The sequence below is a fragment of the Lentzea alba genome, assembly GCF_011067745.1.
GTDB classification, from domain to species: Bacteria; Actinomycetota; Actinomycetes; order Mycobacteriales; family Pseudonocardiaceae; genus Lentzea; species Lentzea alba.
In genome coordinates, this window is sequence record NZ_JAAMPJ010000014.1 from 161,945 (window position 1) to 179,611 (window position 17,667).

17 protein-coding genes and 1 pseudogene are annotated in these 17,667 nt (G+C 68.6%); 7 read left to right on the forward strand and 11 right to left on the reverse strand.

Annotation, left to right across the window (positions count from 1 at the left end; all coding sequences use genetic code 11):
- The first annotated feature begins 19 nt into the window (after window positions 1-19).
- Window positions 20-847, forward strand: coding sequence for a M55 family metallopeptidase (locus tag G7043_RS38910; RefSeq protein ID WP_313888293.1), 828 nt, complete (start codon window positions 20-22; stop codon window positions 845-847).
- A 45-nt stretch (window positions 848-892) separates the two neighbouring features.
- A complete protein-coding gene (locus G7043_RS38915; RefSeq protein ID WP_166053707.1) occupies window positions 893-2,179 on the forward strand; it encodes a M20/M25/M40 family metallo-hydrolase in 1,287 nt (428 codons plus the stop codon).
- Here G7043_RS38915 and G7043_RS38920 read toward each other — a convergent pair.
- From G7043_RS38920 to G7043_RS38930, 3 genes and pseudogenes are all read right to left on the reverse strand, one after another.
- Window positions 2,171-2,659 (reverse strand): annotated as a pseudogene (locus tag G7043_RS38920) (pyridoxamine 5'-phosphate oxidase family protein); the annotation flags it as partial. The gene G7043_RS38915 and the pseudogene G7043_RS38920 overlap by 9 nt on opposite strands.
- Before the next feature lie 77 nt (window positions 2,660-2,736).
- Window positions 2,737-3,312, reverse strand: coding sequence for a pyridoxamine 5'-phosphate oxidase family protein (locus G7043_RS38925; RefSeq protein WP_166053708.1), 576 nt, complete (start codon window positions 3,310-3,312; stop codon window positions 2,737-2,739).
- 46 nt (window positions 3,313-3,358) lie between these two features.
- Window positions 3,359-4,327, reverse strand: a complete 969-nt coding sequence (locus G7043_RS38930) for an ArsR/SmtB family transcription factor (protein ID WP_166053709.1) — start codon at window positions 4,325-4,327, stop codon at window positions 3,359-3,361.
- Between the two features lie 119 nt (window positions 4,328-4,446).
- Between G7043_RS38930 and G7043_RS38935 the strand changes: the two genes are divergently transcribed.
- Window positions 4,447-4,974 carry a hypothetical protein gene (locus G7043_RS38935; RefSeq protein WP_166053710.1) on the forward strand — a complete coding sequence of 176 codons (528 nt, stop codon included), beginning with the start codon at window positions 4,447-4,449 and terminating at the stop codon, window positions 4,972-4,974.
- 48 nt (window positions 4,975-5,022) lie between these two features.
- On the opposite strand, the gene G7043_RS38940 is transcribed toward G7043_RS38935, so the two are convergent.
- The 3 genes from G7043_RS38940 to G7043_RS38950 are packed head-to-tail and all read right to left on the reverse strand — an operon-like array spanning window position 5,023 to window position 6,960.
- A complete protein-coding gene (locus tag G7043_RS38940) occupies window positions 5,023-5,619 on the reverse strand; it encodes a DinB family protein (protein ID WP_166053711.1) in 597 nt (198 codons plus the stop codon).
- Window positions 5,620-5,624: 5 nt separating this feature from the next.
- Complete coding sequence (locus tag G7043_RS38945; RefSeq protein ID WP_166053712.1) at window positions 5,625-6,224, reverse strand: DinB family protein; 600 nt, start codon at window positions 6,222-6,224, stop codon at window positions 5,625-5,627.
- Between the two features lie 13 nt (window positions 6,225-6,237).
- Window positions 6,238-6,960: a class I SAM-dependent methyltransferase gene (locus tag G7043_RS38950; RefSeq protein ID WP_166053713.1), complete on the reverse strand. Its 723-nt coding sequence runs from the start codon at window positions 6,958-6,960 to the stop codon at window positions 6,238-6,240.
- A gap of 104 nt (window positions 6,961-7,064) precedes the next feature.
- On the opposite strand from G7043_RS38950, the gene G7043_RS38955 reads away from it, so the two are divergent.
- Window positions 7,065-8,726 carry a M14 family metallopeptidase gene (locus G7043_RS38955; RefSeq protein ID WP_166053714.1) on the forward strand — a complete coding sequence of 554 codons (1,662 nt, stop codon included), beginning with the start codon at window positions 7,065-7,067 and terminating at the stop codon, window positions 8,724-8,726.
- A gap of 18 nt (window positions 8,727-8,744) precedes the next feature.
- On the opposite strand, the gene G7043_RS38960 is transcribed toward G7043_RS38955, so the two are convergent.
- Window positions 8,745-9,962, reverse strand: a complete 1,218-nt coding sequence (locus G7043_RS38960) for an FAD-dependent monooxygenase (protein WP_166053715.1) — start codon at window positions 9,960-9,962, stop codon at window positions 8,745-8,747.
- Window positions 9,963-10,048: 86 nt separating this feature from the next.
- Here G7043_RS38960 and G7043_RS38965 point away from each other — a divergent pair, with 86 nt between their 5' ends.
- Window positions 10,049-10,609, forward strand: a complete 561-nt coding sequence (locus tag G7043_RS38965; RefSeq protein WP_166053716.1) for a TetR/AcrR family transcriptional regulator — start codon at window positions 10,049-10,051, stop codon at window positions 10,607-10,609.
- On the opposite strand, the gene G7043_RS38970 is transcribed toward G7043_RS38965, so the two are convergent.
- Both G7043_RS38970 and G7043_RS38975 read right to left on the reverse strand, forming a co-directional pair.
- The gene (locus G7043_RS38970) at window positions 10,587-13,850 is read right to left on the reverse strand and encodes an ATP-binding protein (RefSeq protein ID WP_166053717.1); all 3,264 of its coding nucleotides are present in this window, start codon (window positions 13,848-13,850) and stop codon (window positions 10,587-10,589) included. The two genes, G7043_RS38965 and G7043_RS38970, sit on opposite strands and share 23 nt — an antisense overlap.
- 57 nt (window positions 13,851-13,907) lie before the next feature.
- A complete protein-coding gene (locus G7043_RS38975) occupies window positions 13,908-14,615 on the reverse strand; it encodes a Crp/Fnr family transcriptional regulator (protein WP_166053718.1) in 708 nt (235 codons plus the stop codon).
- A gap of 89 nt (window positions 14,616-14,704) precedes the next feature.
- Between G7043_RS38975 and G7043_RS38980 the strand changes: the two genes are divergently transcribed.
- The gene (locus G7043_RS38980) at window positions 14,705-15,160 is read left to right on the forward strand and encodes a hypothetical protein (RefSeq protein ID WP_166053719.1); all 456 of its coding nucleotides are present in this window, start codon (window positions 14,705-14,707) and stop codon (window positions 15,158-15,160) included.
- Window positions 15,161-15,243: 83 nt separating this feature from the next.
- Complete coding sequence (locus tag G7043_RS38985; protein WP_166053721.1) at window positions 15,244-16,008, forward strand: alpha/beta fold hydrolase; 765 nt, start codon at window positions 15,244-15,246, stop codon at window positions 16,006-16,008.
- Here G7043_RS38985 and G7043_RS38990 read toward each other — a convergent pair.
- On the reverse strand, window positions 16,005-16,550 hold the full coding sequence (locus G7043_RS38990; protein WP_166053722.1) for a TetR/AcrR family transcriptional regulator: 546 nt from the start codon (window positions 16,548-16,550) through the stop codon (window positions 16,005-16,007). The two genes, G7043_RS38985 and G7043_RS38990, sit on opposite strands and share 4 nt — an antisense overlap.
- Before the next feature lie 7 nt (window positions 16,551-16,557).
- A complete protein-coding gene (locus tag G7043_RS38995) occupies window positions 16,558-17,619 on the reverse strand; it encodes an agmatine deiminase family protein (protein WP_207312312.1) in 1,062 nt (353 codons plus the stop codon).
- Window positions 17,620-17,667: the final 48 nt, after the last annotated feature.

A 17,667-nucleotide genomic window follows, 5' to 3' on the forward strand; every position in this document is an offset into this window, starting at 1 on the left:
ACCGCTACGTTACCGAGATGTGCGGATCATGATCTCGGCGGACATGGAAGGCGCCACCGGCGTCACCTGGACCGGGGACGTCGTCCCCGGTACTGAGCAATGGCAACGGTTTCGGAGGCTCTTCACCGGAGACGTCAACGCCTGCGTCGCGGGCCTGGTCGCCGGCGGCGCCGACGATGTTCTGGTCAATGAAGCCCATTCCTCGCAACGAAACCTGCTGCTCGAAGACCTCCACACCGCGGCGCGCCTGCTCACCGGCCGGCACAAACCGCTCTCGATGATGCAGGGTATCGACAGCGGCGTGGACGGCGTGGTGTTTCTCGGCTATCACACCGGTGCGGGCTCGGCGGGCGTGCTCGCGCACACCTACCTGGAGAACTCGATCACCGGCGTGTGGCTCGACGGCGTGCCCGCCTCCGAGGGACGCCTCAACGCCGCGCTGGCCGCCGAGTACGGCGTCCCGGTGCTGCTGGTCACCGGTGACGACCTGACCTGCGACGACGCCGCGGACTACGCGCCCGGCGCCACGCTGGTGGCGGTGAAGGAGTGCGTGTCGCGGTACGCGGCGGTGTGCCTGCCGCCCGCGGTGGCTTTTTCACATATCACAGAAGCGGCCACCGCGGCGATGGCCTCCGCCGGGCGGTCCGGCGGTGTCGTGTCCGCGCATCGGATCGAGGTCGAGTTCGACGCCACCCACCTCGCCGACGCCGCGGCCGTCGTGCCGACCGTCGACCTGATCGGGACCCGGCGCGTCGGGTTCGACGCGCCGTCGATGACCGAGGCCATGAAAGCGTTCAAAATCGTCACGCACGTCGCCGCCGGGGCGATCGAAGGGATCTACGGCTGAACGCCGGCCAGAAAAGCACTGTGTGGCCGTGCGTAGGGTGGCGGCATGACGCTGGACGTGGCGCAGCTGTGCGCGCGGCTGATCCGCTTCGACACGACCAACCGCGGGGGCGGCGACAGCGCGGGCGAACGTGAGGCCGCCGAGCACGTCGCCACGATCCTGCAGGACAACGGCGTGCCGCCCACGTTGCTCGAACCGGCGCCCCGCCGCACCAACGTCCTCGCGCGCATCCACGGCACCGACCCAGGCCTGCCCGCCCTGCTGGTCCAGTCGCACCTCGACGTCGTGCCCGCCGACGCCGCCGAGTGGAGCTTCGACCCGTTCGCCGGGGAGATCCGCGACGGGTTCGTGCACGGCCGCGGCGCGGTGGACATGAAGGACATGGCCGCGATGACCCTCGCGGTGATCAACCGCTGGCACGTCGAGGGCCGCCGGCCGCGCCGCGACGTGGTGCTGGCGTTCGTCGCCGACGAGGAGGACCAGGGCAATTACGGCGCGCACTGGCTGGTCGAGCACCACGGCGGCTACTTCGCCGGCGTCGAGGCCGCGATCAGCGAGTCCGGCGGCTTCTCCTTCGACGTCGACGGCACCCGGCTCTACCCGATCGGCACCGCCGAGCGCGGCACCTCCCACATGAAGCTCACCGCCACCGGCCGCGCCGGGCACGGCTCGCGGCGCAACCCCAGCAACGCGGTGACCGCGCTGGTCACCTCACTCGCGCGGATCTCCGCCCACGAGCACCCGGTCCGGCTCACCCCGACGGTCGAGGCGTTCCTGGTCGGCGCGGGCAAAGCCCTCGGCGTGGAGGTCGACCTCGACGACGTCGACGCCACGATCGCCCGCCTCGGCCCCGCCGCGAAGCTCGTCGAGAACACCGTGCGCTGCTCGACCACACCGACGATGCTGCAGGCCGGGTACAAGGTCAACGTCATTCCCGGCACCGCGACCGCCCAGCTCGACGTGCGCACCCTGCCCGGCACCGTCGACGAGCTCGTCACCACCATCGACTCGCTGCTGTCCGACGGCGTCACGCGGGAGTTCCTCGAACACCAGCCACCGGTCGAGGCGCCCGTGGACACCGCGTGGTTCGCGTCGATGGCCGAAGCGCTGCGCGACGAGGACCCCGCCGCCGTGGTCGTGCCGTACTGCCTGGGCGGCGGCACCGACGCGAAGGCGTTCAGCCAGCTGGGCATCCACTGCTACGGGTTCTCACCGCTGCAGCTGCCCGTCGGCTTCGACTACCGCTCCATGGCCCACGGCGTCGACGAACGCGTCCCCGTCGCGGGCCTCGAGTTCGGCGTCCGCGTCCTGGACCGCTTCCTGTCGAGCTGACCGCCGCTGCGCCAGCTCCTGCACCGGCGTCGGCAGGGTGGTCTCGAAGTCGATCAGCTTCGCCCACGTCGGCGTGACCACGATGCGGACCATGCCGTCGTCGTAGAGGGAGCGGACCTCGCGCTCCCACTCCACTCGCTGCTCCGGCGACATCTCGTAGCTGCCGTTCATCCGCAGGAACTCCTCCGGGATGCCGTCGACCGGGTCCAGCTCCGCCGTGCCGCGGATCAGCAGGATCTTCGGCGGGTGCACCTCGGTGTCGATCGTGAGCGCCACCGAGGGGTTCGCCCGCAACGAGTGCAGCTTCGGCGCGTTCTTCGACGTGCACAACACGATCTGCGCGCCGTTCCAGGTGAACGCGATCGGGATGCTGCGCGGCGTGCCGTCCTTGGCCACGTACGCCAACCGGGTCAGGTCGCGGCCCAGCAGCTCCCGGCTCAGCGGCCGGTCGAGCACCTCGGCGATCTCGTGCGTGCGCATCTCGGGTCTCCTTCGTCGTCGTCACCGCGGGGACGGAGCCGGTGCGACGTTCTCGACATCACCCGCACAAGAACTTTTCAGCGGGGCGGCAACGGCTGAGGAACCGCCGGCAGACCGTCGATGCTCGCGTTGTTGTACGGCTTGCGGCCCGTGTACTCGCGGAACTCCTCGTCGCTCTTGCGACCGAAGTAGTCCGCGTGCAGGTCCCGCTCTGACCGGTAGTCCATGAACGGCACCGCGAACCCGCACGTGTCGCTGATCAGCTCCGCCGTGACCACGATGATCGCCCGCAGCGCCGGCCCGTCCGCCTCCCCGAACCCCGCGGCGAGCTCGGCGAAGCGCGGGTCGTCGCGGAACACCGGCTCACCACGGCCGTGCACGCGCACGATGTTCGGCGGCCCCTCGAACGCGCACCACATCAACGTGATCCGGCCGTTCTCCCGCAGATGCGCGATCGTCTCGGCGTGACTGCCACCGAAGTCGAGGTAGGCCACCGTGCGGTCGTCGAGGATCCGCAACGTGCCCTGCCGGCCCTTGGGCGAGAGGTTGACGTGACCGTCACCCGCCAGCGGGGCGGTGGCCACGAAGAACACCTTCTGGTTCTCGATGAACTCCCACAGCCGCGGCTCGATGCGCTCGTATTCCTTACCCATGCTCAGCAGTATTGATCGTCTCGCGGCACCTGTCAGCGGTGTTTCGCTAGTCGGGCAGCAACACCAGCGCCTGCGGGGTGCGCTTGTAGAGCACGTGCCGGCCGTCGCGGCGTTTGGTGACCAGGCCGACGCGGTGCATCGCGCTGAGGTGGTAGGAGATCGTGCCCGGCGTGTAGCCCAGCCGGCGGGCGAGGTCCGTGGTGGAGCGGGCCTGCTCCAACTCCACGAGCAGCAGGGCGCGGGCGTCCCCGATCACGGCGCCGAGATCCCGGCCGGACCGGGGAGTCCCGGTGCCGACGCGGTGTGCGGGAAGGTAGATCACCGCGTCGTCCGGGCCCTGCACCAGCACCTGTGGCCAGGACAGCACACCGCAGCAGAGCACGAGATCGCGGCCGGAGAAGTCGTGTGCACCGTCGAAGGCACTGTCGAGCACGAGGGCCTCGCCGGTCCACACCAACGTCGGGTGCGCGGTGTTGAGCAGCCGCGCCAAGCCACGCGTTCTCAGCGTCGCCGCACGGATCGCGAGGTCGTGGTCGATGACCGACTGCAGCGTCGGCCACATCTCCGCCAGGCATTCCTTCCAGAACCGGGCGAGTCCCGCGGCCAGCCGCTTCGGCATTCTTCCCGATTCCGCCGCCCGCCGGACCGCGACGGGCGCGGACCGGCCCCAGGTCGCCGCAATCGCCTCACCGAGCTGGAATTCGAGCACCTCGTGCCCGGTGGCTTCCACCGCCGCGATTTGTTCGTCGAACACGTCCGCGCACCGGTCGCCGAAACCGGGTTGCGGTGTCACGAAATCCGGCACGTAACTCGCCCCTGACGGCGGCACCAGCCCGGCCAGCAACGCGACGTCGGGATGGGTGAGCGCCGCGCGCGCAGCAGGGCCGGGATCACCGAAAACAGGGTGGACGCCGCCCGTCGCCGCGATCTTCAGCCACGACACGACCTCGTTCGCCGGTGAGAACGAGAACCGGACCCTGGCCATGGTGTCCGCATCCACCCGCAGCGTGATCACGGCTTCGCAAACTAGCAGCGATTCGAACTGTTTCAAATCGTTTCGTGAACGCTGTGGGGCTGCGCTGAGCTGTGCGGGTCGGCCGAGGGGGCGGACAACACCACAGCGAGGGGAAACAGATGAATCGACCCAAAAGAACCGGCGCCGCGGCACTCGTGTCGTGCCTGCTCATGATCCTGGCACTCGCCCAGCCCGCGTCGGCCGCCGTGCGCGGCTGGGTGGTCTCGCCGGACTACCCGTACCCGGCCAACTGGCATTGCACGGAGAACTACTTCCCCTCGCCGACCTCGCCACGTGGCGCGATCGACGTCTGCGTGATCAACTCCCACAACGGCGTCGAACCGGTCTACAAGGCCGTGATGGTCGTGTGGAACCTCGGCAACACCGGCTTCCAGATGAGCGCCACGAAGATCAACCTGTGGGCCGGGCCCGCCACGTCGACCCAGGTCGCCGATGACGGCTGCAGTGACAGCGGTCTGTCGGCCAACCGTTACGCGGGGTGCTTCGGCACCGCCGTGACGCGCTCCAGGGTGTGCGACCTCAAGCCGAACGCCACGTCGGTCACCGCCGCCGGCGCCATCAACGTCCCGGTCCTGAGCTCCAGCCGGATCACCAGGCAGAGCAAGACGATCCCGGTGAGCTGCTGACCGCCGGGTGTGCCGGGACGAGGAGAGGCGTCCCGGCACACCCCGTGCTCACACCCGGCCCGACGCCTGGCCCGACGCCTCCCGTGCCGCCCGCTCCACCCGTTCCCGGTGCGTCGCCCAGTCCTGCTCCGGCAGGTTCGACAGGCCCTCCCGCAGCCCGGCCTCGCCGTCGAGGCCCTCGCGCAGGATGTCCGCGTGCCCGGCGTGCCGGTTCGTCTCCGCGATCATGTGCACCAGCAGCAGGTGCAGGGTCACGTAACGGCGTTCCTCCGGCCACCACGGCACCACACCGGGAGCGTTCAGCGGCAGCTCCGCGATCACCGAGTCCGAGAACTCCGCGACCCGCTCGTACAGCGCCAGCAGGTCCTCCCGCGACTCCTCGGCGGTGGCGAACATGTCCGCGTTCGGGTCGGTGTCGTACAGGTCGGCCCACGGCAGCTTCTCACCGAACGAGCGGCCCATGCAGTCGCCGAAGTACCCCTGCTCGGTGGTCGCGAGGTGCTTGACCAGGCCCAGCAGGTTCGTCGCCGTCGGCGTCAACGGCCGGCGCACGTCGTACTCCGACAGTCCCTCGAGCTTCCAGCGCACGGCCTGCCTGGCCACCTTCAGGTAGCGGTGCAGGTCGGCTTTCGGATCCGATGCCATGCCGGTCAGCCTCGCAGAGCCCGGCCCGCGGCGACGGCGATTTCTTCCAGCCGGGCGTGGTGCCCGGCCCACCACCCCTCGGGCACCGCGGGCATGTTGGAGTTGCCGTCCTGCATGCCGACCGCGCCGTCGATCAGCTCCCGCACCACGTCCGCGTGCCCGGCGTGGCGGTGCAGCTCGATCGACACCTGCACCAGCACCTGCCGCAACGTGACCTCACGCCGGCCGGGCGACCACCACGGCACCACCCCCGGCGCGTCCACGGGCAGCGCCGCGATCGTCGCGTCTGCGAACTCCCGCACCCGCGCGTAGAACGCCACCACCGACTCCCGCGACTCCTCCAACGAGGCGTACATGTCCGACGCCGGTAACGCCTCCGCCGTCGACCACAGCGGAGGTTCCGGGAACGGCCGGGAGAACACGCGGCCGAAGTAGTTCAGCTCCACCCCGGCCGCGTGCTTCACCAGCCCCAGCAGGTTCGTGCCCGTCGGCGTCAGCGGCCGCCGCACGTCGTACTCCGACAGCCCCTCGAGCTTCCACAGCAACGCCGAGCGGGCCGCCTCCAGGAACCGGTGCAGCAGCGCTTTCTCGTCGATGAGATCCACGAGAAGCAGCGTCTCAGACAGCACCGACAGTTTTGAGCACGAGCAGATCCAGGTGATCCACCACCGGCCCGGTCTCCACTTCCGCGGCTGCGGCCAACCGCGCCCGGCCTTTCGAGAACTCCTCGGCGGACAGCGACCGCAGCAACGTGTCCGCTTCCCACCGCACGGTGGACGCCTTGTCCGCCAACGACTCCGCCGTCACCTGAGGGACCGGTTCCAGCCGCTGCACGGCGAACCCCATCCCATCGGCCACCTCGGCCACGGTCGGGAACCCGGTCAGCGCCCGCGCCGCCTCGGGGAAGAACCGGAACAGCCCGATGCCCGAATGCCGCTCCCGGAACAACGACCGCAACACCACCACTCCGCCCGGACGCAGCACCCGCCGCAGCTCCGCGCCCGCGGCCGGCAAGTCCCGCACGTGGTGCACCACGGTGGACATCCACACCACGTCCACCGACCCGTCCGGCAAAGGAATCGACTCCGCGTCTCCGTCGAGCATCGGCAAGCCCGACGCCGAGCGCATGTCCGCCGACGGCTCCACCGCGACGACCTCGACGTCCGGGAACCACGCGGCGAACGCCCGCACGAACAACCCGGTCCCCGCGCCCAGGTCCAGCACCGTGCGTCCCGGCTGGAAATACGGCGCCACCGCGTCCCGCCACGACGACAACCCGGCCAGTGAAATCTCGCGGGCCACCCGGTACGAGGTGGCCTCCACAGCGTCGTAGCGCGTCATCCCACCAGGTAACCCCATACGGATGGCGGGATGACAGTGAGCCTTCACACGGACTACACAAGGCGAAGCCATGTCCCTGCCGTGGTACGAAAGGGTTGCCCTGCATGCGAAAGAGCCATCTCAGACCCCTGATCGGGGTAACCGTCGCCGCGAGCGTCGTGTTCACGATGGGAGGGGTGCCCACCGGCGCCGCTCCCGACAAGGCCGAGACGACGACGAACTACCAGGTCAGCAACGTTCGCACCGCTGAACAGCGCTCCAAGGTCGCCAAGTCCGGTGCCGCGATCGACTCGGTCGAGGAGCACGGCATCGTCGTGATCACCGCGACCGAACGCGAGGCGAAGAACCTCAAGGCCCAGGGCTTCGAGGTCGCCGAGCTGCCCAAGCGGATGGAGGCGAACGCCGAGATCGGTCCGTTCGACTTCCCCGCCGCGGACTCGAACTACCACAACTACGCCGAGATGACCGCCGAGATCAACACCGCGGTCGCCGCCTACCCGAACATCCTGAGCAAGCAGGTCATCGGCAAGTCCTACGAGAACCGCGACATCATCGCGCTCAAGATCAGCGACAACGTCGGCGTCGACGAGAACGAGCCGGAGGTGCTGTTCACGCACCACCAGCACGCCCGTGAGCACCTCACCGTCGAGATGGCGCTGTACCTGGTCAAGGAGTTCACCACGAAGTACGGCTCCGAAGCGCGGCTCACGGACCTGGTGAACACCCGTGAGATCTGGATCATCCCGGACGTCAACCCCGACGGCGGCGAGTACGACATCGCGACCGGCAGCTACCGGTCGTGGCGCAAGAACCGGCAGCCCAACGCCGGTTCCAGCAACGTCGGCACCGACCTCAACCGCAACTGGGGCTACAAGTGGGGCTGCTGCGGCGGTTCCTCGGGCAGCACCGGTTCCGACACCTACCGCGGGCCGAGCGCGGAGTCCGCGCCCGAGGTCAAGGTCGTGGCCGACTTCGTGCGCGGCCGCAACGTCGGTGGCAAGCAGCAGATCACCGCGTCGATCGACTTCCACACCTACAGCCAGCTCATCCTGTGGCCGTGGGGCTGGACCTACGACGACGTCGCGCCCGGCCTGACCCAGGATCAGCGCGACACGTTCGCCACCATCGGCCAGTCGATGGGGCAGAGCAACGGCTACACGCCCGAGCAGTCCAGCGACCTGTACATCACCGACGGGTCGATCCCCGACTGGCTGTGGGGCACGCAGGGCGTCTTCGCCTACACCTTCGAGATGTACCCCGGCAGCTCCGGCTCCGGCGGCGGTTTCTACCCGCCCGACGAGGTCATCCCGGCGCAGACCTCCCGCAACAAGGAAGCCGTGCTGCAGCTGCTGGAGCGCGCCGACTGCCCGTACGAGGCCATCGGCAAGGAAGCGCAGTACTGCGGTGGCACCCCGCCGCAGCCGGGCAAGTACTTCGAGAACGCCACGGACTTCCAGATCGCGGACAACACCACCATCAACTCCCCGATCGCGGTGTCCGAGGTGACCGGCAACGCCCCGGCGACCCTGAAGGTCGCCGTGGACGTCAAGCACACCTACCAGGGCGACCTGCAGGTGAGCCTGGTCGCGCCGGACGGCACGGTCTACGTCCTGCACAACCGCACCGGCGGCGGCACGGACAACATCAACACCACCTACACCGTCAACGCCTCCAGCGAGGTCGCCAACGGCACCTGGCAGCTGAGGGTCAACGACAACGCCAACCAGGACACCGGGTTCCTCGACAAGTGGAGCCTGCAGTTCTGACTGTCGTGAGCTGAACCGTCAGGGCGCCGGTACGCCGGCGCCCTGACGCTCGTAGTCCCGCACGCGCATCGAGTCGTGCATGCGCACCCCCTTCGTGTTGAGCCGCGCGAGCGGCCGCACCAGCCACGTCGGCAGCGCGTTGAACAACTGCGCACCGCGGGTCAACGCCCACACACCGCTCGCCGTCGCCGGGATCAGCGTCTTCGCCGTCCCCAGCGCGAACTTCCTGCTGGCGTGCACCAGTTCCCGCATCTCGTGCTCGTAGCGCGCGAACGCCGCCGTGTGCGAGTCCCCGCGCGACAGCTCACCCGCCAGCACGTACGCGCCGACCACGGCCAGGCTGGTGCTGCCGCCGATCGCCGGGCCGGGGCAGTAGGCGGCGTCACCGGTCAGCGCGACCCGCCCGCGCGACCACGTGTCCGTCCGCAGCTGCGTGATCGAGTCGAAGTAGAACGCCCCGCCGCCGTCCAGGTGCTCGAGCCACCCGTCCACCTGCGGGTGCAGGCCCGCCAACGCGGCCAGCAGCAACCGCTTCTGCCGCGGCACGTCCCGGTGGTGGTAGTCCAGCTCCCGCGCGCTGCGGAAGAAGAACACCGCCCGCGCCTCGTCGAGGTGCCGTGCCCGGTACACCGACGCCATCCGTCCCGGCCCGATGTGTCCGACCATCCTGTTGGGCCCCACCAGTTCCCGCGGCACCGACAACACCGCCAGGTACGCCCCCGTGAACAGCTTCTCGACCTCGCCGAACACCAGTCGCCGCACGTTCGAGTGCAACCCGTCGGCCCCGACCACCAGGTCGAACCGCCGCGGCGCGCCCACCTCGAACGTGACCTCACCGCTGTCCGCGTCGATCGAGGCGATGGAGTCGCCGAACACGTACTCGACGTCGTCACGCGTGGCCTCGTGGTAGATCTCGCCGAGGTCGTCGCGCATGATCTCGACGTGCCGGTCCGACGCGGCCGAGACGATCTTGGCGACCTCCACCGTGACCGGCCTGCGGGCGCCCTCGCGCAACATCGTCATGGCGTCGATGCCGGTGGCCATGGCCTCGATGCGCGGCAGAACCCCCATCTTCTCCGAGATGTCCATCGCCGGCTTGAACAGGTCGATCGCGTGCCCACCGGTCTTGCGCAGCACCGGTGACCTCTCCACGACGGTCACCTCGTGCCCGTGCCGCGTGAGCCAGTAGGCCAGCACCGGACCCGCGATGCTCGCTCCAGAAACAAGAACGCGCACGTCAACCCCCTTACTTAACGGTCGGTAAGTGCCCCTGCGGGCGAGCCTAGCACCAGTTTTACCGACTGTTAAGTAAGATTCGGCCCGTGGCCAGACCGTCCGACACCAAGCAGCGGATCATGCAGACCGCGCGCGAGCTGTTCGCCACCAAAGGCGTGCAGCAGACCAGCCTGCAGGAGATCGCCGACCGCCTCGGCATCACCAAACCCGCGCTCTACTACCACTTCGCCTCACGCGACGAACTGATCCGCAGCATCGTCACCCCGCTGATCGACGACGGCGACCAGTTCCTCAGCCACATGGAACAACGCGACGACGTGGCACCCCTCGAACTCGTCGAGGGCTTCTTCGACTTCCACCACCGCCACCGCGCCGACATCCTGCTGCTGCTCTCCGAACTGACCACGCTCGCCGAGCTCGGCCTGATCGACGTCGTGCTGGCCTGGCGCGCCCGCCTGACCCGGATGGTGTTCGGCCCGGAGCCGACCCTCGAACAGGAAGCGCGCGCCGTGCTGGCGTTCGGCGGCATGCAGGACTGCACCATGCAGTTCCCCGACGCGCCGTTCGACGAGCTGCGGGCCGCGACGGTGACAGCCGCGTGCGCCGCGCTCGGCATCGACCAGGTCAGGACACGGTCAGGTCTTTGACGTCCCACTGCGAGAAGGACGTTCCGGTGATGTCCACCAGCTCGTCGAGCAACTTCCGCAGAACAACGTTCGCCGCGCGCACAGACCTCTCGTCCAGCACGTCCTTGCAGAGCCGATCGAGCCAGACTTGAACGGTCGCGCGCTTGGTCTCATCCCCGTCGGCCAGGGTCTGCTCGAGCGCAGCCAGCAGCGCGTGCCCGCGGTTGAACATCTTTCGAGGGCGCTCGGTGGCACTGATCTCGGAACGACGGCGAGCGAGGCCGATGTCCCGGGCCACACCGCGCTTGCGGCCGGGCAACGGGAGGATCAGGGCATCACCGAAGACGGAGCCCTCGGACAGAGCGTAGTCACCTCGCAGCAACAGCCAGAGTTGTCCGTCGCGGATCTCCGGGAGAACCGTCTGGAAGTCCTCGTAGAGTTGAGCCGCCTCGTCGACCACACGAAGAGGCGCCTCGTGCGGCCACGCCTGCTCGATCAACGACATCTCGTGAAAAGTCGTCGCGACCATCCAACTGTCCAACCCGGTCGTGCGGACAAAAGCCGGAAAGACAGCGTGCGCCGTCAGTGACTCGAGGACCACGGTACGGCATTGATCGGGATTGACGTCGTCCAGCAGCGCATGTCGCTCTTTGCCTGCGCGGGAGACGATCAATGCCGGGCATTGCGCGTGATAGACGACCACAACGGCCGACTCCAGCATTTCATTGGGATGAAAAGTGGCGTCGGTAAGCCTGTTGTGATAGCGGTGCTGGCTGTCGGGGAACAGATTCACCAAGGTGGCCAGAACCGCTCTGCGCTGGTCTCGGCCGTTGATGCAGCTCGTGCGGACGTTGGCAACCAGTTTCGGAAGAAGAGCTGCGACCTGGGCGAAGATGACCGCTGCCAGCTCCTTCTTGAAATCTCCATCGATGTCGAGGTTGTTCCGCGAGGCCGCCACAGGAGCGGTTTCGCGCCGGAAGTTCACCGTGACATAGCAGCCCTCCAGGTTGAGGTTGTGGCTGCCCTGCCGAGGGCCGGATGCTCCGTCGTAGGGCCGAAACCCGTATTGCTTGTCGATTCGGATACCGTCCACGCAGAACGTCATCGTTGTCCGGCCGAGAGTGCCGTACTTGGGCCTCCCAGAACCCCTGCCCTTTCGTTTGTGGGGCTTCGGGTCGTACAGAATCTCGATCTTGAAGTCGACTTCGTATGCTTCCACTCGAAGCGTACGAGTGCTCTCCAGGATCGACCAACCCGCACAATTCGCGGCGTCACGGGCGAGCGTGGAGAAGTCCGAAAGCGATGACGGGATGTGCACGTTCGGGCTGACGACGACGTACGGAGGCAGATAGGCGAAAAGGTCCGTCATCGCATCACGGAACTCCGTGAACGTCATAGCGCTCGTCAAGGTGATGCGAATCTCCGTACCGACCGGGCAACGCACGAAGTCGGTGTAAAAGGGCTTGTCGGCGCTGGAGAACCGGATCGCGATCCCGTGCGACTCCGACATGTCAGCGGTCCGGGTGTGCACCTCGAGCGAGGAGGCCACGCTGAAAACCGAGGCGAACCCGATGCCGAACCGCCCGAAGAACGCACTCGCGTCGGCGCCCTCCGCGACCGAGGTGTCTCGCCACCCCGACCGGCCCAGCACCGACAGCTGCGTCAGCACCTGCTGATAGGTCATGCCGATCCCGTTGTCACGGATGGTCACGTGGTGCGTGTCTTCGAACTCCACCTCTACCCGCGGCACGTAGTCGCGATCCCGCCGGCCCCCGAGTTCGACCGCGTCGATGCTGTTCTGCACCAGCTCCCGCAACCACACGTGAGGCCTGTCCCCGTACAGGGCACGGCCCATCAACAGCCGGGTGATCGGACGCGGATCGACCCTCACCTCGTGCACCTCGAGGCTGCGGTCGCGCCAGTTCGGGGTGTCGAGCTCGAAGCGGATCGTGGGTGGGATCAGGTGTGAGCGGCGCCAGGCGTCCTCCAGCTCTGCGAAGTACCGGCGCACCACGTGGTGTGCCTCGGCGGCGATGCGGAAGCCGATGCGTTCGGTCACGGCGAGGTCGATCTGCACACAGCCGTCGGACGGGCCGTGCCTCACCTCGAGAACGTTCTTGCGCTGCACCACGTCCGACGGCAGCTCGGCGTCCACCAGGCCGGGGTTGTCGAGCAGCTGGGCGAGCCTGGCCAGGCCCCACAGCAGGCTGAAGCACCGGGCGGTGGGGGTGGCGTGCATGCCGGCGACCTGTTTGAACTGCTCCGGGTCGACCAGGCTCATCCGACCGATCAGCCGCCGGGTCGCTTCGAAGTCCCGGACCTCGACTCCCGACATCGACTCGGCCAGCAGGTCCATGTCACGCCGCAGTTGTGCGGCGCTGCCGAACTCCGCGGCGGGATCGGCCTGTGACCGGTGGTTGTGGATCACCGAGAGTTCCGCGAGCACGTAGGCGAGGGCGATCTGGGGTGTGCTGCCGTACGTGGTCATCGGCGCGTGGACGTCGACGAGTTCGACGATTCGCCGGAACACCCCCAGCGTGTGCGAGACGTCCGCGCCGCGGTCGTAGCGGCTCGACACGACCTCGCGGATCCCCTGCGTGGCCGCGACCACCGCCGCCAGTCCGCGGTCCGCCGACATCTGCGGTGCGGCGGCGGGAACGGTGAGGGCGTGCCGGAGCTTCTCCGGTTCCACGCCGGGCAACCAGAACCAGGCGTCGGCCGAGAACTCCTTCTCGGTGACGACCGCCCTCGCGAACAGGGTGGGTTCCAGTGAGGTCAGGCCGCCGACGACGAGGTCGGTGTAGACGTCCTGTGCGAGGACCACGACGAGGTGCGCCTCGGGGACGTGGGCGAGGGCTTGGCGAGCGAGACCGGAGTTGAGCAGCCGTTTGACCTTGACGACCACCTGGCCCGTGAATCCCATCGAGCCGAGGCCGACAGGGCCGTGGGCGAAGGCGAGGCGCAACCGCAGTCTGTCTTCGACGGCGCGGTCGAGGTTGCGAGCGTAGAGCTGCGAGGCGAGCTCGCGGACGAACGCGTCGATCACCTTGTGTTCGGGTTCCGTGACCGGGATGAGAGCGAGCTCCTCATCCCCACGAGGATCCTTGGACCAGTTCTTGCGGTGCAGGCCGGCTGCCTCTGCGGCTGTCTCCAGCAGAGTGCTCAGTTCGTTCTGCATCTCGGTCTGCTTGGCGGTGTTACCCCTGCCGTACCCCTGCGCGTCGACCGCGAAGCACAACTGACGGGTGAAACTGTCTTTCATGGGCGGCAGTCTGGCGTGCGCGGCCGCCGAAGAACCGGGAAAAATCCCGGTTCTGCTTCACTCTTTCAGGTGACCGAATCGGCGCAGGCCCGCCAGGTCCACCACCGTCACGTCGCGGTACCGGGGCACGACCAGGTCCAAGTCGCGCAACCGCCGCATCGCTCTGCGCACCGACTCCTCACCGGCGCCGATGAGGTGACCCCACTCGCGTTGCGACAGCTCGACACCGACGACCAGGCCGTGTTCGCCCGCCCGTCCGAAGCGATCGGCGAGTTCGACCATCATGCGCGCGAGCCTCGTAGGCCCGTCGTAACGGATGAACTCCTGCCGTTGCCGGTCAGCCTGCGACAGCCGATCGACCAGCATCCTTTTGATGCCCACTTCGGCGTCCGGCCTCCTCTTGAGGAAAGCCGTGAACTCGCCGTGACTGATCTTCTGGACCGCGGTCGGCCTGCAGGTCTTCGCGGTCGCGGTACGCGGTTGCTCGGACAGCGCTGCCATGTCGCCGATCAGATCACCGCTCGTGCGAATGCCCAGCAGACTCTCGTGACCGTCCTCCGCCGTCAGCACGATCTTCACGCAGGCGAGGTCGCTCGATCGCGCCGTCGTCAGCACCAGCACGGTGGTCTGGAGTGATCCTTGGCGAAGCAACACCGTGCCCGCCGGGAACTCCAGCCGCCTGCCCAGCGACATCAGCTCCTCACGGGTGTCCGAGTCGAGCCGGCTGACGAACGTGCCAGGCACCCAGGAGGGGGCTTGGATCATCGGCAAAGCCTAGACGCGGTCGTCGATTCGCCTGAGTGACACCGTTCGGCCGCTGCCGATCAACGCGTCCATCGACGACCATCACGCGGGTGACCCTCCGCCACGCCTGGGTGCTGCCGCTCACACCCGTCGCCGCCGTGCTGCTCATCGCGGTCGCCCTCGTCCCGGTCACCGCCGGCGGCCCCGAATACCTCTGGCTGCTGGGGCTGCTGATCGCCGCCGCACTCCTCGCCACCGCGACCGCGGCGGCAGCCGGGCACGTCTCCGGCGAGCTCGTCGACAAGCCGCGGATCATCGCGGCCGGCACCGCGATCCTCACCGCCGCGACCCCGTTCGCGGTCGGCGCGATTCTGGGCGAGCGAACGGATGCGCTGGTCGTCGTGCCCTGGTTGATCTTCGGCCTCGGCGCCGGCTACTGGCAGCTGCAGCTGTGCGAGGGAGCCCGCTCACGGCCGCTGCACGCGGTCATAGGATTCAGCTACACCTTCGTGTTCACCGCCGTGACACTGCTGCTGGCAGTGCTCTCGGCAAAGCTCGTGGACTAGATGAGAAACGGCTCTCGAAACCGGTCTCACGTGCCGGGCACGCGAGGTAGGGTCCGGCAATCCGAAATCACGCGGGGAGAGACATGCGCGCCGTCGAGATCAGACCTGGGGTCCGGATCCGTTGGGTGGAAGTGCCGGGCGCGTCACCCGCCCGCGTGTACCTGCACGGCCTCGGCGCGTCCTCGGCGCCCTACTACGCCGAAGCGGTCGCGCACCCGCTGCTGGCCGGGCGCCGCAGCCTGATGATGGACCTGCTCGGGTTCGGCATCAGCGACCGCCCGACCGGCTTCGCCTACTCACTCGAAGGCCACGCCGACGCGCTCGCGGTGGCGCTCGCGAAGATCGGGCTGCGGCGCAGCGAGATCATCGGGCACAGCATGGGCGGCGCCGTCGCCATCGTGCTGGCCGCCCGGCACCCCGAGATGGTGCGCTCGCTCGTCCTGGTCGACCCGCACGTCGACCCCGCCACGCCCGCGCTTGGCGCTCCCGGTAGCCGGGGCATCGCCGCCTACGGTGAGGCCGACTTCCTCTCTCACGGCTTCGAGCGCGTGCTGCGCGACGTCGGGCCGCACTGGGCCGCGACCATGCGCATGGCCGGCCGCGAAGCCCTCTACCGCAGCGCCGTCGACCTCGTCCGCGGCACCTCGCCGACCATGCGGAAGCTGTTGATGGAACTGGAAGTCCCGCGCGTCTTCCTGCACCCCGAGGAAGCACCGCCGAGCGGGGCCCGGGAGCTCACCGCGGCCGGTGTCCAGATCGTGTCGGTGCCCAACGCCGGCCACAACATCATGATCGACAACGTCGAGGGCTTCGCGCGCGCCGTGGCCCAGCAGCGGTTGTCGGTCTAGCCCAGTTCGCGGGCGATCCCGCCGGACAGCAGCTCGCGCGCCCGGTCCAGGGTCAGCGAGCCGCTGTGCCAGCGTTCGCTCAGGCCTTCGACGAGCGCGGTGAGCCGTTCCGCGGCGGCCGCCGCGTCCACGCCGGGATTCGCTTGGCGGACAAGGGTTTCGACGTCGGCGTTCCAGGCGTCGGTGGTGGCCAGCAACGTCGAGCGCAGCTCCTCGTGGAACGCCGCGCTCGCCCGCAGCTCACCCCACGCCACGCTGGTCTCCCGCACGACGTCGACGTCCTGCAACTCGCCCAGCAACATCTGCTCGACCCGCGTGCGCGGATCGTCCGACATCGCGGGGGACGTGTAGGTCTGCGCACGGTGGTTCACGTGCTCCAGCGCCGCCCGCAGGATCCCGGCGCGATCCTTGAAGTGGTAGTAGATCAACGCCGTGGACACCCCGGCCTCGGCCGCGAGCTTCTCGACGCGCAACCCGCGCACGCCGTCCTGCGCGATCACCCGCACCGCGGCCTCGAGCATCTGGGTCCTGCGCTCCGACACTGTGTCCTCACCTGGGTTCTTGCTGGGTGGTGCAGTGGATGCCGCCACCACCCGACGCGATGCCGTCGATGTTGATCTGCACCACCGTACGTCCCGGGAAGAGCCGCTCCATGGTCGCCTTCGCCGCGGCGTCCGCCCGCGCGTCACCGAACTCCGGCCCGATCACCGCGCCGTTGCACACGTAGAAGTTGACGTACCCGGCGGCGAAGCCGGGATCCTGCACCCGCACGGTCGACGGACCTTCGAGCACCTCGACCCGCAACGACCGGCCGGCGGCGTCGGTGGCCTGCTCGAGAATCTCCAGGTGACGGCGCGTCACGTCGTGGTCGAACGACTCGGGATCGTTGTCCAGCCCCGCCACCACGACACCGGGCCCGGCGAACCGCGCGTAGAAGTCGGTGTGGCCGTCGGTGATGTCCTTGCCCGCGATGCCCGGCAGCCAGATCACCTTCGTGATCCCGAGCAGGCGCGCCAGCTCCGTCTCGACGTCGTGCTTGCGCCAGCCCCGGTTGCGGTTGCCGTTGAGCACGCAGCTCTCGGTGATGATCGCCGTGCCCTCGCCGTCGATCTCCAGCGCACCCCCTTCGAGCACCAGGTCCGTGCGCACCCGCTCGACCCCGGCACGCCCGGCCACGACCCCCGCGACCTTCGCGTCCCGGCGGTGCTCCTGCTTGCCGCCCCAGCCGGTGAAGTTGAAGTCGACCGCGCCGCGCTCACGCACGAACACCGGCCCGGTGTCGCGCATCCACAGGTCGTCGAGTTCCGCGGTCACCAGCTCGACGTTCGACGACCCGACCAGCGACCGCGCCTGCTCCAGGTCCTCGGCCCGCACCAGCATCGACACCGGCTCGAACCGGGCGATCGTGGTCGCGATCGTCGCCAGGTCCCGCCGCACCCGCGGCGCGAGATCACGCCCCCAGACGCGCTCGTCGGCCGCGAACGCCATCCACGTCCGCGCGTGCGGCTCGCCCTCCTCGGGCATCAGCCAGGTCCTGCCACCGGTGTCGTCCGCGCAGCCGGCGAACAGCCCGCTCAGGACAGCCGACTGCACGAAGTTGCGCCTGTTCACGACGCCAACGTAGGCCTGACTGAAATTTCAGTCAAACCGTTCCGGCTG

What these genes read in the sequence shown, in the direction of transcription:
- G7043_RS38915 (WP_166053707.1), top strand. Translation starts at nt 893, where the DNA reads ATGACGCTGGACGTGGCGCAGCTGTGCGCGCGGCTGATCCGCTTCGAC.
- G7043_RS38925 (WP_166053708.1), bottom strand. Translation starts at nt 3,312, where the DNA reads ATGGGTAAGGAATACGAGCGCATCGAGCCGCGGCTGTGGGAGTTCATC.
- G7043_RS38935 (WP_166053710.1), top strand. Translation starts at nt 4,447, where the DNA reads ATGAATCGACCCAAAAGAACCGGCGCCGCGGCACTCGTGTCGTGCCTG.
- G7043_RS38940 (WP_166053711.1), bottom strand. Translation starts at nt 5,619, where the DNA reads ATGGCATCGGATCCGAAAGCCGACCTGCACCGCTACCTGAAGGTGGCC.
- G7043_RS38950 (WP_166053713.1), bottom strand. Translation starts at nt 6,960, where the DNA reads ATGACGCGCTACGACGCTGTGGAGGCCACCTCGTACCGGGTGGCCCGC.
- G7043_RS38955 (WP_166053714.1), top strand. Translation starts at nt 7,065, where the DNA reads ATGCGAAAGAGCCATCTCAGACCCCTGATCGGGGTAACCGTCGCCGCG.
- G7043_RS38970 (WP_166053717.1), bottom strand. Translation starts at nt 13,850, where the DNA reads ATGAAAGACAGTTTCACCCGTCAGTTGTGCTTCGCGGTCGACGCGCAG.
- G7043_RS38975 (WP_166053718.1), bottom strand. Translation starts at nt 14,615, where the DNA reads ATGATCCAAGCCCCCTCCTGGGTGCCTGGCACGTTCGTCAGCCGGCTC.
- G7043_RS38985 (WP_166053721.1), top strand. Translation starts at nt 15,244, where the DNA reads ATGCGCGCCGTCGAGATCAGACCTGGGGTCCGGATCCGTTGGGTGGAA.